Genomic DNA, 13,409 nt, shown 5'->3' on the forward strand with positions numbered 1-13,409 from the left:
TCCTCGGATTTTTAGGATAATGGAAGGCGCTGTCCGGCTTAAGGACGCGCCTTCATATTTGCGAGGCTTATAGTTATTTTTTAGGTACTAACGTTATGCGCGATGGGTTCAGGCTTCAGCCGGAAGCAGCAGCCGGTTCGCCGAGCCGCAAACGGTGATTTTGCTTCTGACCACCTCTTTCATGGCATCCATGCCGACGCGCATGTAGAAGCGCGGATCGTTGCCCTGTGGGTTCTCGGCAAACCAGGCTTTGACTGCGTCAGAGAAGGCGATTTTCAGCTCTGTTGCGACGTTAACTTTGCAGACGCCCAGCTCAATGGTGCGGCGCACATCCTCATCCGGAACATCGCTCGCACCGTGCAGTACCAGCGGCACTGTCACTACCTCGCGGATCTCGGCCAGCCGCTGGAAGTCGATTTTTGGGCGTTTGGTATAGAGGCCGTGCGCGGTTCCGATGGCAACGGCGAGGCTGTCCACGCCTGTCAGTTCGACAAAGCGTTTTGCTTCCTGCGGGTCTGTCAGGAACGCGCTTTCGGCGTCGACGCTCATGTCATCTTCCACTCCACCCAGTCGGCCCAGTTCGGCCTCGACGCTACAGTCGTTGAGGTGACAGAAATCGACGACCGATTTCACCAGCTTGACGTTTTGTTCGAAGGGGTAATGGCTACCGTCGATCATTGCGCTACGTACGCCGGTATGGACTTTGCGGCGAATGTCATCCAGCGATTCGTGGTGATCGAGGTGTAGCGCCAGCGGCATGTCATAAGTAAGGGAATATGCGCTGCACAAGGCGTAGATCTCTTCCAGCGCAATATGTTTAAACGTCCCCGGCGTACCCGCGAGGATCACCGGGGATCGCATTTCGCTACAGACTTCGAGGATCGCCTGGATCGTCTCGGCGTTATGAATGTTAAAGGCCGGAACGGCATAGCCCTTTGCCTGTGCGTCCTGCAAAAGATATTTGGTGGAAATAATACTCATGAGCCTGTCCTCTTAAGCCTGCCACGGATGAATAACGACGCCCTGGACCACACGGTTAACCGTACCGCTGGCGGATGGCGTATCTGGCGTATTGCCAACGTGCAGAGACTGGGTCAGTGCGAAGACCTGGGCGTACATCAGGAAGCAGAATGCCTGCTCCATATCGTTAAATGAACGAGAAGGCGGCAGCAGGATATGCGGGCCAGCTTCAATGACCGGATCCGTTTCGGCTGCAATGGCTACTACCCGCATAGCCTGACGATCGCGACGCAGCTCGGCGAGCAGATCCAGATCGTACTGACGCGTGTACGGATGGCTGGAGACAAACACGACGACCAGCGTTTCGTTGTCCACCAGTGACTTAGGCCCGTGACGGAAACCCGTTGGCGAATCGTAGAATGCCGCCAGCTTGCCGGCGGTCAGCTCCAGCACTTTCAGCGCAGACTCCCGTGCGGCGCCCTGTAATCCACCGCTGCCCAGATAAACAATGCGTTTCCACGGTTCGTTACCAAAGACGCCGGGGCTGAAATCGCCAAGCGATGTGAGGATCGCCTGACAGCGATCGGACACGTCGCGGAACGTTTTGCTGTTGATCGTTTCCGGTGCGAATACCGCCAGGCAGCTCGCCATCATGGTGGTGATGCTGCTTGTCATCGCGAACCCGCGATCGTGCGTTTCGGCTGGCATGAGCAGAGCGCAGGCGTTATCGCTGTCGACGGCATTCTGGTACAGGCTGCCCGCTTCATTACAGGTGATCGACAGGTGGTAGCACTCCGGTACGAACTGATTCGCCAGCTCAACGGCGGCGACGCTCTCCGGGCTATTGCCAGAACGGGCGAAAGAGACCAGAAGCAGCGGGTGCGCAGGGCTGAAATAATCCATCGGGTTGGTGACCAGATCGGTCGTAGGTATCGCGGTGATGTTTTTCCCCGTGTGGCTGGCAAGCCATGGCGCAATGATGTCGCCGATAAAAGCGGACGTACCCGCACCGGTCAGAACGATCCGCAGATCGGGCTTGCGCAACAGTGGTGTCAGAAAACTGTCGATCGACGCGCGCAGGTTATCAATATTGTTGAGCGAGCGAAGCCAGCTGGCTGGCTGCTGGCGGATCTCTTTTTCGGTCCAGGTGCCGGTGGCGGCGGTAGTGGTTTGTGGCATAACTCAGTCCTCAGTCGTGTGAATTCCACATCAGACGCTGGCAAACGTGTCGCTATCTTTCGTTTCGTTTCACTTGTTCACTTTAGCAGTTAAATAAAATCTATAGAAAAGAAATCGAAAGTTCAATGGCGTAAAAGAAATAAAACGAAAAGTGTGATCGCGAAAGGAAAGGAGAAAGTCAAGGAAAGGAAAAGAAAGGCCTTACGATCGTCTTCCGTAAGGCCAACAGGGCACATTGTGAAAGGGCTACAGGGAAAGAGCCTGACCCTGGATCCAAATCTGCCGGAGGTGTAAACCCGCATCCAGCGCAATAATATTGGCGCGTTTGCCCGGCGCTAACGATCCCAGCAGGTGATCCATACCGAGCAGACGGGCGGGATGCAGTGAAGCCATATGGATAGCTTGCTCTGGGGCGACCCCCGTATGCTCCACCATATTTCGCACGGCGGCATCCAGCGCGAGCGTGCTGCCCGCCAGCCCGCCTGAGGCCGTGCGGACAACGCCGCCCTGCATCTCGACACTTTCACCACACAACGTATAGCCCCCATCAGGCATACCCGCCGCCTGCATGGCATCGGTAATCAGCACCGTACGATCCTTCGCGCAGCAACAACACAGCCGCATGGCTCCAGGATGAACGTGATGCCCGTCGGCAATAAGCTCCAGCCACGCGCGTGGGTCCGTAAGGCCAGCGCCAACCATGCCGGGCTCCCGGTGGTGTAACCCCGTCATGCCGTTGTAGCAGTGCACCAGCCCGGCTGCGCCTGCATCAAATGCGGCCAGGGTTTGCGCGTATGTAGCGGCGCTGTGACCCAGCATGACGCGTATCCCTTTTTGCTTGAGGTGATGGATCGCCTTCAGGGCTTCCGCTTTTTCCGGAGCAAGCGCCACTACCCGCAGCGTGTTCTGCGAAACTGCAATCAGATCATCAAGTTCCGCGAGATCCAGTTCGCGAAACAGTTCTTGCGGATGTGCCCCTTTGTTCTGCGGCGTAAAGTACGGGCCTTCCAGATAGCTGCCCAGGACCTGCGCACCGGGGCCACCGACATGACAGCGTCGGGCAATGCGCCGTAACGCGCCATGGATCGCCTCCAGCGGAGCGGTGACGGTGGTAGGCAGAAACGCCCCCACGCCTTCACGCGCTTTATGCATGGCTAACCGGTCCAGTACGTCGGGGGCATCATCCATCACATCCACACCCGCGCCGCCGTGGACGTGGATATCAATGTATGCCGGGCAAAGCAGGTCTGCCTCGCGGGTGTTAACCCCTGCCGGAATCGGCTCGATGGCGGTGATGACGCCTCTATCCATGCGCAGCTGATGGTCATCCAGCCAGCCCTGCCCGGTAAGCAGACGACGCGCGCGCAGCAGCTGGCTCATATCCCTTCCTCGGCGGGCGCTTCCTCGCGACAGCGTGCAAGCTCATCCACCAGGCTGGTCAGGCCGCGATGGCCGCACTCCAGCGCCTGCAAACGAAATGCTTCACTGCTTAACCCGTCGCGCTCCAGAACCATCTCCAGCAAAAGCTGGAGATTGGTGCCGGTGATCACTTCGCTGCCGGGGTGTTGCATCGCGAGGGTAGAGGCCACACGAAACGGCGTACCGCCGAGAAGATCGGTGAGAAACACGATATCGTGTTCTGCATCCAAATCATTCACTGCCTGCTCAAGCTGCGCGGTCAGCCGCGCAGTGGTGGAGCTTTCCGGAAAATCGATGGCGATAAACTGCGGCTGTTCGCCGAGGATTTGCTTCATCGCCTGTTCCAGCCCGCTGGCAAAACCGCCATGACCCGTCAAAATAATGCCTAACATCGCAACCTCTTTGCTTTTACAGGAAGTGACAAAATTTACCGACAACGCCCAGCACCACGGTGATACCAATCAGGCGCAGCGGGCTCCAGCCACGGCGTACCAGCCAGAACATGGTCAGGGTGTAGACCAGCGGCAGAAAGGCGGGCATCAGTTTGTCGATCACGTCGGTTTGCAGTTTGACGACCGCATCCCCGGCTTTAATCTCGAGTGTGGTATTCAGGCGCACATAGGTTGCCACCAGTGCACCAATCACCGTCATCCCGACAATGGACGCAGCATGACCAACCTTTTTGGTGTTGGCCTTGATCAGCGGGATCGCGGCGACACCCATCCGGTAGGCATAGTGCGCCAGACCAAAACGCAGGCCGAGATGCACCACGTTAAACAGCACGATAAAGACCACGGCGCCAAGAATGGATCCCTGTAGCGCCAGGCTGGCGCCAATCCCCCCACAAATAGGCAGCAGGGTTAGCCAGAACATGGCGTCACCAATGCCACCGAGCGGTGCACCGACGGCAATTTTAGTGCTCTGGATGCTGTTCACATCCTGCTTGGAACGCTCCATTGCCAGAATAATGCCGATGACGAAGGTCACCAGGAACGGGTGGGTGTTAAAGAAGCCCATATGGCCTTTCATGGCGCGCGCCAGGTCCCGCTTATTGGTGTGGATCTTTTTCAGCGCGGGCAGTAGCCCATACAGCCAGCCGGAGGCCTGCATTCGCTCGTAGTTGAACGAGGCCTGTAGCAGCATGGAACGCCAGGCGACACGGTTAATATCCTTTTTCGTTAGCTCAGCGCCAATACTCTGGTCTTCGTAGACGTTTTCATTCACGCCGGTCAGCAGCGTCTCTTCACTTTCAGACACGCCCGGCAGGGTGGTTGGATTAGATGCCATCTTCAAATTCCTCTTTCTGGGCCGCAGGCGCCGTCGGTTCAGGCGATTTGCGCAGCAGGTCGATCAGCGCCATCGCCAGCGCAGCCGCGGCAATCGCCAGCACCGGCAGTTTCAGCCAGGCCGCGGCGACAAAGCCGATAATGAAGTAAGGGATGTAGACGTTTTTCATCATGATCTTCAGCAGCACGGCGAAGCCGATCGCTGGCATGATGCCGCCCGCGACGCCCAGACCGTCGATCAGACGTTCCGGCAGGACATCAATGGCGGTTTTCGCGTGTTCAGCCCCGAAGTAGATGGGCAGAAACGCACACAGGAAGTAGAAGACGCCGAGCGCCAGCAGTGCCAGATAGTTGACCCGTTCAATACCACGGGTGTCTGCGTTAGCCGCCATGCGATCGCAGCGGGACATCACGCCGGACATCACCGAGAAGAGGAAAGTGATCCCCATCTGAACCGCCACGGCAAACGGCACGGCGACCCCAACCGCGACATCCGGCTTCACGCCTGTGGTAATGGCAAATGTGGTGCCAACGATGGTGCCGATAATCACGTTTGGCGGCTGCGCGCCCGCCAGCGGCGCGAGACCCATCCAGACCAGTTCTAACGTACCGCCGGTCAGAATTCCGGTGTGCAGATCGCCCAGAATCAGGCCAACCAGTGGCCCGAGCACCACCGGACGGTGCATGTGTGTTAAGCCGTTAAACATATCCAGGCCCGCGATAAAGGCGAGAAGCCCCAGCGCGAAAGCCTGCAACAGACTGATTTCCATTGTGAATCCCTCAGAGCAGTTTAAAGAGATCCAAAGCAGTCTCTGTTGGAACGCCCTGAACGAAGCATTCCACTCCGGCCGCCTTCAGGCCGTTAAACGCGGCGATATCGTTCGCGTCTACAGATACCGTTTTGGCAATTTGCTGTTTGCCACTGGCGTAATGCATATTTCCGACGTTGATACGGGTGATGGGCACGCCGCCCTCGACCAGCGTTAAAAAATCAGCCGGTGTTTTACAAACCAGCAGAATTTTCTGCCGGTCGGCGGCGCGATGAATGTTGTCGATCACTTTTTGCAGGGACCAGAAACGCACGGCGATGCCTTCCGCAAGCACCATCTCCATCAGGTTTTGCTGAACCGGATCGTCTGCAACCTCGTCATTTGCCACCAGCACCAGGTTCGCCCCCGCAAACCCCACCCACTGTACGCCCACCTGACCGTGGATCAGGCGTTCATCAATGCGGCATAAGACAATGTTTGGCATAGCGTTTTCCTCTTTTTTAATTATGCGTGTTGAGTCGTTACGCCTTCGCAGGCGGCATGGTACTGCTGGAGTATGTCCTGAATGTGGTCGAGAATGAGCTCCTGTGGTATGGACCTGAGAGCACCCTCGCGAACTTTGCTGTACTGCAACGGCAGATACTGGCTGATCAGCGGCAGCGGGATCGGTTCATCCGCCAGGTTGCGTACCAGTCGCTCAAAAGCCTCGTCAATCTGACTGTCTGGCCAGTAATAGCGCACGCGGTCGGAATAGCTGTAACCGCGGGCCAGGCGACGGGCATTGCCGTCGCCGTGATAGTGGCTTTGCCAGTATTCCGGGCGATCGAGCATCACGTTTTCCAGGACGTGACGCAGTCCTGAGCAGGCTTTTGCCGGCAAAAGCTCTTCTTCAATTGCAGCCAGGGAGAACAGCGCTTCGCGCAGCGCGAAGGTTAGCGCAGGGCCGACTTTCAGAATGGCGAAGTGATCTTTCACCAACTGGCGCAGCGCCTGCGGCGTCTGGTAATCGGTAGAGTGTGCCTCAAATACGAGCGTGTCGTAGGCTTCAACCATCTTGCTCAGTGCGACGGCTTTATGCGGTTGATAGTCACAAACGTGCGCATGGTCGAACTCAACGCCAGGCTGAACCACCAGGCCAATAATGCGCGGCCAGATGTCGCTTAACCCTTCCTTCTCGAATGCGTGGCGGTGTGCCTCAAGCGTGGCACGTGCCGCCTCTGGTGTGGTGACCTCAAGCTCGGTCAGCGTTTCGTGTGCCCCACCGGGAACCGGAACTTCCGTGCCGATAACGTAGACCAGATCCGCTACGCCAAATTGCTCGAGACAGGTGGTTTCGGCAATTTTAGCCAGCCGAGCGGCACGCCCGGCAACGATTGCATCGGTTAAAGGAACCGGATCGTCTTCGCAGGACATGCTGCAATCGAGGTGAATTTTTTTAAATCCGGCCGCCACGTAGCTTCTGATCAGATCGTCGGCGTTCGCCATCGCCTGCAAAGCTGGCAGGTTTTGCCAGCGGTTAGGACCTAAATGATCGCCGCCAAGGATCAGCTGTGAGGTGGGGAAACCGAGGGATCCTGCCAGCTTGCAGACAAACCCATAAAAATCGGCGGGCGTCATACCGGTATAGCCGCCAAACTGATCCACCTGGTTTGAGGTGGCTTCAATTAGCAGAGGCGTCTGTTGTGAATGGGCGTAACGAATTGCAGCTTCAAGTACCAATGGATGTGCGGAACAGACGGCGTAAATCCCGTTTGTATTCCCCCGTTTATGTTGTTCCACCATTTCTGTCAGATGTTTCACTTTCCTCTCCATTTCGGATGGTGTTGGTATTCATCTTTCGTTTTGTTTCATTTGATACTGCATTATGGTGGGGTAAAAATAAAACGAAAGATAATAGTTTTCCGATCTGTTTCACAAAAGAAACATAATGAAAGGTTTCAGCGGCGGTTAAGCTTGCGTCTGCTCACCATACAGGGCTTGCATTCCCTCAAAAGAAAGGCGTTAATAAGCAAAACGAAATGAAACGAAAGTTTATTTACTAAGGAGCTCGTATGAGCAGCACCGATTCATCCGCAGAGAAGCGCATCACCGGCACCAGTGAAAGGCGAGAGCAGATCATTCAGCGGTTGCGGGCGCAGGGAAGCGTGCAGGTTAACGATCTTTCTCTTTTATACGGCGTGTCGACGGTGACGATCCGTAACGATCTGGCCTTTCTGGAAAAGCAGGGGATTGCCGTTCGCGCTTACGGCGGCGCGCTGATTTGTGAAGGTAATGCCCCCGGCGTGGAGCCGTCCGTTGAGGACAAAAGTTCCCTTAATACGGCTGTGAAGCGCAGCATCGCGCAGGCGGCGGCTGAACTGGTGAAGCCGGGTCACCGCATTATTCTGGACTCCGGCACCACGACCTTTGAAATTGCTCGCATGCTGCGCCAGCACACCGATGTTATTGCCATGACCAACGGGATGAACGTGGCAAACGCGCTGCTGGAAGCGGAGGGCGTAGAGCTGCTGATGACCGGCGGGCACTTGCGCCGTCAGTCGCAGTCCTTCTATGGTGACCAGGCGGAGCAGTCCTTACAGAATTACCATTTTGACCTGCTGTTCCTGGGCGTCGATGCCATCGATCTCGATCGGGGGGTGAGTACGCACAACGAGGATGAAGCCCGTCTGAACCGGAAAATGTGCGAGGTGGCGGAGCGTATTATCGTTGTCACTGATTCCAGCAAGTTTAACCGTTCAAGCCTGCATAAAATCATTGATACTCAGCGGATCGACATGATTATCGTTGATGAAGATATTCCGGCGGAAAGCCTGGAAGGGTTACGCAAAAGCGGGATCGATGTGGTGCTGGTCTAAAGAGGCTTTTCCCCTCACCCTAACCCTCTCCCCATAGGGGAGAGGGGACTGCTCGGTGCGGTTTTTTTACCCTCTCCCCGGTGGGGAGAGGGCAGGGTGAGGGGCCATCACGTCACCGGTGCCGGGTTAAACACCGCCAGCGAGTTATGCAATCCCCATTGATCGGAGAAGGTTTTCTTCCGTCCGCTTGCCACATCCAGAATGAAGTGGAACAGCTTCCAGCCCACCTCTTCAATACTCTCTTCCCCGGTGGCGATGGTGCCCGCGTTGATATCCATTAAGTCATACCAGCGGTTTGCCAGCTCGGTGCGGGTCGCCATTTTGATCACCGGTACCGCCATCAGGCCGTACGGCGTGCCGCGTCCGGTGGTAAAGACCTGTACCGTAATGCCGGATGCTACCTGCTGGGTGCCGCACACGAAATCACTGGCAGGCGTTGCCGCGTAGATCAGACCGCGTTTGGTTGGTCGCTGGCCAGGTGAGAGCACTTCCACAATCGCGCTCTGGCCGGATTTGGCAATCGACCCGAGGGCCTTTTCCACCACGTTTGCCAGGCCGCCTTTCTTGTTACCCGGAGACGGGTTGGCGCTGCGGTCGGTTTTGCCCATGTCGAGATAGTTATCGTACCAGGCCATCTCCTCCAGCAGGCGTTTGCCCACCTCTTCGTTAACGGCGCGCGGCGTGAGCAGGTGGATAGCATCACGCACCTCGGTGACTTCAGAGAACATCACCGTGGCGCCGCAGCGCACGAACAGATCGGAGGCATAACCTACCGCCGGGTTAGCGGTGACGCCGGAAAACGCATCGCTGCCGCCACACTGTGTCCCAACCACCAGTTCAGAGGCCGGGCAGGTTTCACGCTGACGTTTGTTCAGCTTCTCCAGATGGCGCTCTGCCACCTGTAAAATGTCGTCGACCATCGATCTGAAGCCGACATGGTGTTCATCCTGAAGACGCACAATACTGGCCTCGTCAACCGGAATGGCTTTCACATCCTCAGTACCCTGCAACAGGCGTTCTGGCTGCAATTTTTCACAGCCGAGGCCAATCACCATCACCTCGCCGCCAAAGTTCGGGTTAAGGGCGATATTGTGGATCGTGCGGATCGGCACGACCGCTGCGGGCGCGTTGATCGCCACGCCGCAGCCGTACAGGTGGTTAAGACCCACCACGCCGTCAACGTTGGGGTATTTCGGCAGCAGATCGCGCTCAATAATTTTCACCACGTAATCCACGACACCCGCCACGCAATGCACGCTGGTGGTGATGCCAAGCAGGTTTTTGGTTCCCACGCTGCCATCCGCGTTGCGGTAACCTTCGAAGGTATAACCCTCCAGCGGAGGTAACGGCTCAGGGACGCGGGTAGCCAGCGGCAACGTCTCCAGCGGCGGGGCGGTGGGCAGCTCAACCAGCGACTCCTCAATCCAGCTACCCTGCGGGATAGCGCGCACCGCATAGCCGATGACTTCGCCGTAGCGCACGATTTCGCCCTGCGCCGGGATATCGACCAGTGCGACTTTATGCCCCTGCGGAATGTGCTCAATCAGCTCCAGCCCGTCCGGGAACCGGGTACCCGCTTTTAAGCCATTGTCGTTGACAATAATCGCCACGTTATCGGTATCGTGCACTTTTATATAGAACGCCGTCGGCGACGCCTGTCGAATTTCAATATCGGCCATTGTTCACTCATCTCCAGCAAAATATCTGATACTAAATATAGCCAGATGGTTAATCGTTTCTTATTGAGGAAATAAAGAATGTCAGGAGAGGAAAAGTGAGAATGTGATCGCGATCGCTCCCGACACACTAATCGTTGATTCTGTGCATCAGCGCCCACTGCATTGGGCAAATGCTCAAAATAGCGTGCTAACCCCGTTGGATAATTGAGCATTGAGACAATGTGCTGCCGGGTGGTGACGATTATACTGAATGACGATTTTATAACGCCAAAATTCAGTCAGTAAATAAATATAACGCTGACGCTGAGTCGGAATAAATAAGAAAAGCTACTGGCTAAAACTGCGGAATTAAAAAAGGTATACGTAATGAGTAACGACATCTTCCCGAATAAATTTAAAGCGGCCCTTGCGGCGCATCAGATTCAGATTGGCTGCTGGTCTGCGCTGGCCAACCCCATCAGCACCGAAGTGCTGGGCCTGGCCGGATTCGACTGGCTGGTGCTGGACGGCGAACATGCGCCAAACGATATCAACACGTTTATTCCGCAGCTGATGGCGCTGAAAGGCAGCCACAGCGCGCCGGTGGTGCGTGTACCTACCAACGAGCCGGTGATCATCAAGCGTCTGCTGGATATCGGCTTCTACAACTTCCTGATCCCGTTTGTTGAAACGGAAGAAGAAGCGGTGCTGGCCGTAGCTGCCACCCGCTATCCGCCGGAAGGGATCCGCGGCGTGTCTGTCTCTCACCGCGCCAACATGTTTGGCACCGTGCCGGACTATTTCGCCCAGTCCAACAAGAACATCACCATTCTGGTTCAGATCGAGAGCCAGCAGGGGGTCGATAACGTCGACGCCATTGCCGCGACCGTAGGTGTCGACGGTATTTTCGTCGGCCCGAGCGATCTGGCGGCCGCCTTTGGTCATCTGGGCAACGCCAGCCACCCGGACGTGCAGCGGGCAATCCAGCACATTTTTGCCCGTGCCAAAGCGCACGGTAAACCGTGCGGCATTCTGGCGCCGGTGGAAGCTGATGCCCGCCGCTACCTGGAGTGGGGCGCAACGTTTGTCGCCGTCGGCAGCGACCTCGGCGTATTCCGCGCCGCCACGCAGAAATTAGCAGACGCTTTTAAAAAATAACCATCATTGAGGAAACAGATTATGACGCTGAAAGTGGGTTTTATTGGCCTGGGTATCATGGGCAAACCAATGAGCAAAAACCTCATCAAAGCAGGTTACTCACTGGTGGTTTTAGATCGTAATTCAGACGCGGTGGCAGAAGTGATTGCGGCTGGCGCAGAAACGGCGACAACTGCAAAAGCGATCGCCGAGCAGTGCGATGTCATTATCACCATGCTGCCAAACTCCCCGCACGTGAAAGAGGTGGCGCTGGGTGAGAACGGCATTATCGACGGCGCGAAGCCGGGTCTGGTGGTGATCGACATGAGTTCTATCGCGCCGCTGGCGAGCCGCGAAATCAGTGAGGCGCTGAAAGCGAAAGGCGTGGAGATGCTGGATGCGCCGGTCAGCGGCGGCGAACCGAAAGCCATCGACGGTACTCTGTCGGTAATGGTGGGGGGCGATAAAGCCGTGTTCGACAAATACTACGACCTGATGAAAGCCATGGCTGGCTCCGTGGTGCATACCGGTGAAATAGGCGCAGGCAACGTCACCAAGCTGGCAAACCAGGTGATTGTGGCGTTGAACATCGCGGCCATGTCCGAAGCACTGACGCTGGCCACCAAAGCGGGCGTTAATCCGGATCTGGTCTATCAGGCCATTCGCGGTGGTCTTGCGGGCAGCACCGTGCTGGATGCCAAGGCACCGATGGTGATGGATCGTAACTTCAAGCCGGGCTTCCGCATCGATCTGCACATTAAAGATCTGGCGAATGCGCTGGATACCTCCCACGGCGTGGGCGCGCAGTTGCCGCTGACTGCCGCCGTCATGGAGATGATGCAGGCGCTGCGTGCGGACGGTCTGGGCACCGCCGATCACAGCGCGTTAGCGTGCTATTACGAAAAGCTGGCGAAGGTTGAAATTGCTCGCTAATGACGTCCCGCCCGGTGGCGTTACGCTTACCGGGCCTACGGCTCAGGCATACAACTATGAAAATCGTAATCGCGCCAGACTCTTATAAAGAAAGCCTGTCTGCCACTGAGGTGGCGCAGGCGATAGAAAAAGGATTTCGGGAAATTTTCCCCGACGCTCATTACGTGTCTGTTCCCGTTGCTGACGGCGGAGAAGGTACGGTTGAAGCGATGATCGCCGCGACGCAGGGCACCTGGCAGCAGGCTGTCGTCACCGGCCCGTTAGGGGAAAAGGTGAAGGCCAGCTGGGGGATCTCGGGCGACGGTACCACCGCGTTTATCGAGATGGCCGCCGCCAGCGGCCTGGTACTTGTTCCTCCCGCGCAGCGTAACCCGCTGGTCACGACGTCGCGCGGGACGGGGGAGCTGATCCTCCGCGCGCTGGATAAAGGCGCGCGCAACATCATTATCGGTATCGGCGGGAGCGCAACCAACGATGGGGGCGCGGGTATGATGCAGGCGCTGGGCGCGAGGTTTACGGATGCGAACGGGACGGAGATCGGCTACGGCGGCGGCAGCCTGATGGCGCTGAACCGTATTGATATTTCGGATCTTGATCCGCGTCTTCAGGGGTGCGCAATCCGCGTCGCCTGTGACGTGACGAATCCGCTGGTCGGTGAAAGCGGCGCGTCGCGTATCTTTGGCCCGCAAAAAGGTGCCACGGAGGAGATGATCCTCGAACTCGACGCCAGTCTTAGCCACTACGCCAACGTGATCAAAAAATCGCTGCGCATTGACGTCAACCCGGTTCCGGGGGCAGGAGCGGCGGGCGGCATGGGCGCGGCGCTGATGGCCTTCCTGGGCGCTGAGCTGAAAAGCGGCATTGAGATTGTCACTCAGGCGCTCAATCTTGAAGAACATATTCACGACTGCACGTGGGTGCTGACGGGAGAAGGGCGCATCGACAGCCAGAGCATTAATGGCAAAGTGCCCGTCGGCGTGGCGAGCGTCGCCAAAAAATACCATAAGCCGGTGATAGGGATTGCCGGAAGTCTGACGCAGGATGTGGGTGTGGTGCATCAGTACGGCATCGACGCGGTGTTCAGCGTATTGACCCGCATCGGTTCACTGGAAGAGGCGTTCCAGGGAGCGTACGACAACATTTACCGCGCCTCGCGCAATATCGCGGCCACATTGCAGGTAGGCATGCGTAGCCAGGGGTGACAGCGGCGCG

13 protein-coding genes are annotated in these 13,409 nt (G+C 57.0%); 4 read left to right on the top strand and 9 right to left on the bottom strand.

Annotation, left to right across the window (positions count from 1 at the left end):
• Positions 1-108: 108 nt before the first annotated feature.
• From kbaY to kbaZ, 8 genes are all read right to left on the bottom strand, one after another.
• Positions 109-981: a tagatose-bisphosphate aldolase subunit KbaY gene (kbaY, locus tag INF86_RS13520; RefSeq protein ID WP_193543608.1), complete on the bottom strand. Its 873-nt coding sequence runs from the start codon at positions 979-981 to the stop codon at positions 109-111.
• Positions 982-993: 12 nt separating this feature from the next.
• A complete protein-coding gene (locus INF86_RS13525) occupies positions 994-2,139 on the bottom strand; it encodes an SIS domain-containing protein (RefSeq protein WP_023298709.1) in 1,146 nt (381 codons plus the stop codon).
• 246 nt (positions 2,140-2,385) lie between these two features.
• Positions 2,386-3,519, bottom strand: a complete 1,134-nt coding sequence (gene nagA / locus INF86_RS13530; RefSeq protein WP_155019476.1) for an N-acetylglucosamine-6-phosphate deacetylase — start codon at positions 3,517-3,519, stop codon at positions 2,386-2,388.
• Positions 3,516-3,950 carry a PTS galactosamine/N-acetylgalactosamine transporter subunit IIA gene (gene agaF, locus INF86_RS13535; protein WP_032626392.1) on the bottom strand — a complete coding sequence of 145 codons (435 nt, stop codon included), beginning with the start codon at positions 3,948-3,950 and terminating at the stop codon, positions 3,516-3,518. The genes nagA and agaF overlap by 4 nt, the downstream gene beginning before the upstream one ends.
• Before the next feature lie 16 nt (positions 3,951-3,966).
• Entirely contained in the window at positions 3,967-4,845 is an 879-nt protein-coding gene (gene agaE, locus INF86_RS13540) for a PTS N-acetylgalactosamine transporter subunit IID (RefSeq protein ID WP_022649494.1), read from the bottom strand.
• Positions 4,835-5,614, bottom strand: a complete 780-nt coding sequence (agaW, locus tag INF86_RS13545; RefSeq protein ID WP_003861730.1) for a PTS N-acetylgalactosamine transporter subunit IIC — start codon at positions 5,612-5,614, stop codon at positions 4,835-4,837. Before agaW ends, agaE begins: the two co-directional genes overlap by 11 nt.
• Positions 5,615-5,624: 10 nt before the next feature.
• Positions 5,625-6,098 (bottom strand): PTS N-acetylgalactosamine transporter subunit IIB, encoded by a 474-nt coding sequence (agaV, locus tag INF86_RS13550; RefSeq protein ID WP_003861728.1) that lies wholly within the window; start codon positions 6,096-6,098, stop codon positions 5,625-5,627.
• A 20-nt stretch (positions 6,099-6,118) separates the two neighbouring features.
• Positions 6,119-7,426, bottom strand: coding sequence for a tagatose-bisphosphate aldolase subunit KbaZ (kbaZ, locus tag INF86_RS13555; RefSeq protein ID WP_193543609.1), 1,308 nt, complete (start codon positions 7,424-7,426; stop codon positions 6,119-6,121).
• A gap of 239 nt (positions 7,427-7,665) precedes the next feature.
• Here kbaZ and INF86_RS13560 point away from each other — a divergent pair, with 239 nt between their 5' ends.
• A complete protein-coding gene (locus tag INF86_RS13560) occupies positions 7,666-8,469 on the top strand; it encodes a DeoR family transcriptional regulator (RefSeq protein ID WP_063147855.1) in 804 nt (267 codons plus the stop codon).
• 107 nt (positions 8,470-8,576) lie between these two features.
• Here the strand turns inward: INF86_RS13560 and garD are convergent, their stop codons facing one another.
• Positions 8,577-10,148, bottom strand: coding sequence for a galactarate dehydratase (gene garD, locus INF86_RS13565; RefSeq protein ID WP_023307046.1), 1,572 nt, complete (start codon positions 10,146-10,148; stop codon positions 8,577-8,579).
• Positions 10,149-10,514: 366 nt separating this feature from the next.
• Here garD and garL point away from each other — a divergent pair, with 366 nt between their 5' ends.
• From garL to garK, 3 genes are read left to right on the top strand one after another with little or no spacing between them, the layout of a single operon-like run.
• A complete protein-coding gene (garL, locus tag INF86_RS13570; RefSeq protein ID WP_032676532.1) occupies positions 10,515-11,285 on the top strand; it encodes a 2-dehydro-3-deoxyglucarate aldolase in 771 nt (256 codons plus the stop codon).
• Between the two features lie 21 nt (positions 11,286-11,306).
• Entirely contained in the window at positions 11,307-12,197 is an 891-nt protein-coding gene (gene garR, locus INF86_RS13575) for a 2-hydroxy-3-oxopropionate reductase (protein ID WP_022649490.1), read from the top strand.
• A 56-nt stretch (positions 12,198-12,253) separates the two neighbouring features.
• The gene (gene garK, locus INF86_RS13580; protein WP_022649489.1) at positions 12,254-13,399 is read left to right on the top strand and encodes a glycerate 2-kinase; all 1,146 of its coding nucleotides are present in this window, start codon (positions 12,254-12,256) and stop codon (positions 13,397-13,399) included.
• Positions 13,400-13,409: the final 10 nt, after the last annotated feature.

Source organism: Enterobacter cloacae complex sp. I1M, assembly GCF_014982425.1.
Lineage (GTDB): Bacteria > Pseudomonadota > Gammaproteobacteria > Enterobacterales > Enterobacteriaceae > Enterobacter > Enterobacter intestinihominis.

Bases quoted from the DNA above. Each gene is read 5' to 3' on its own strand.
- kbaY (WP_193543608.1), bottom strand. From the start codon at position 981: ATGAGTATTATTTCCACCAAATATCTTTTGCAGGACGCACAGGCAAAG.
- INF86_RS13525 (WP_023298709.1), bottom strand. From the start codon at position 2,139: ATGCCACAAACCACTACCGCCGCCACCGGCACCTGGACCGAAAAAGAG.
- nagA (WP_155019476.1), bottom strand. From the start codon at position 3,519: ATGAGCCAGCTGCTGCGCGCGCGTCGTCTGCTTACCGGGCAGGGCTGG.
- agaF (WP_032626392.1), bottom strand. From the start codon at position 3,950: ATGTTAGGCATTATTTTGACGGGTCATGGCGGTTTTGCCAGCGGGCTG.
- agaE (WP_022649494.1), bottom strand. From the start codon at position 4,845: ATGGCATCTAATCCAACCACCCTGCCGGGCGTGTCTGAAAGTGAAGAG.
- agaW (WP_003861730.1), bottom strand. From the start codon at position 5,614: ATGGAAATCAGTCTGTTGCAGGCTTTCGCGCTGGGGCTTCTCGCCTTT.
- agaV (WP_003861728.1), bottom strand. From the start codon at position 6,098: ATGCCAAACATTGTCTTATGCCGCATTGATGAACGCCTGATCCACGGT.
- kbaZ (WP_193543609.1), bottom strand. From the start codon at position 7,426: ATGGAGAGGAAAGTGAAACATCTGACAGAAATGGTGGAACAACATAAA.
- INF86_RS13560 (WP_063147855.1), top strand. From the start codon at position 7,666: ATGAGCAGCACCGATTCATCCGCAGAGAAGCGCATCACCGGCACCAGT.
- garD (WP_023307046.1), bottom strand. From the start codon at position 10,148: ATGGCCGATATTGAAATTCGACAGGCGTCGCCGACGGCGTTCTATATA.
- garL (WP_032676532.1), top strand. From the start codon at position 10,515: ATGAGTAACGACATCTTCCCGAATAAATTTAAAGCGGCCCTTGCGGCG.
- garR (WP_022649490.1), top strand. From the start codon at position 11,307: ATGACGCTGAAAGTGGGTTTTATTGGCCTGGGTATCATGGGCAAACCA.
- garK (WP_022649489.1), top strand. From the start codon at position 12,254: ATGAAAATCGTAATCGCGCCAGACTCTTATAAAGAAAGCCTGTCTGCC.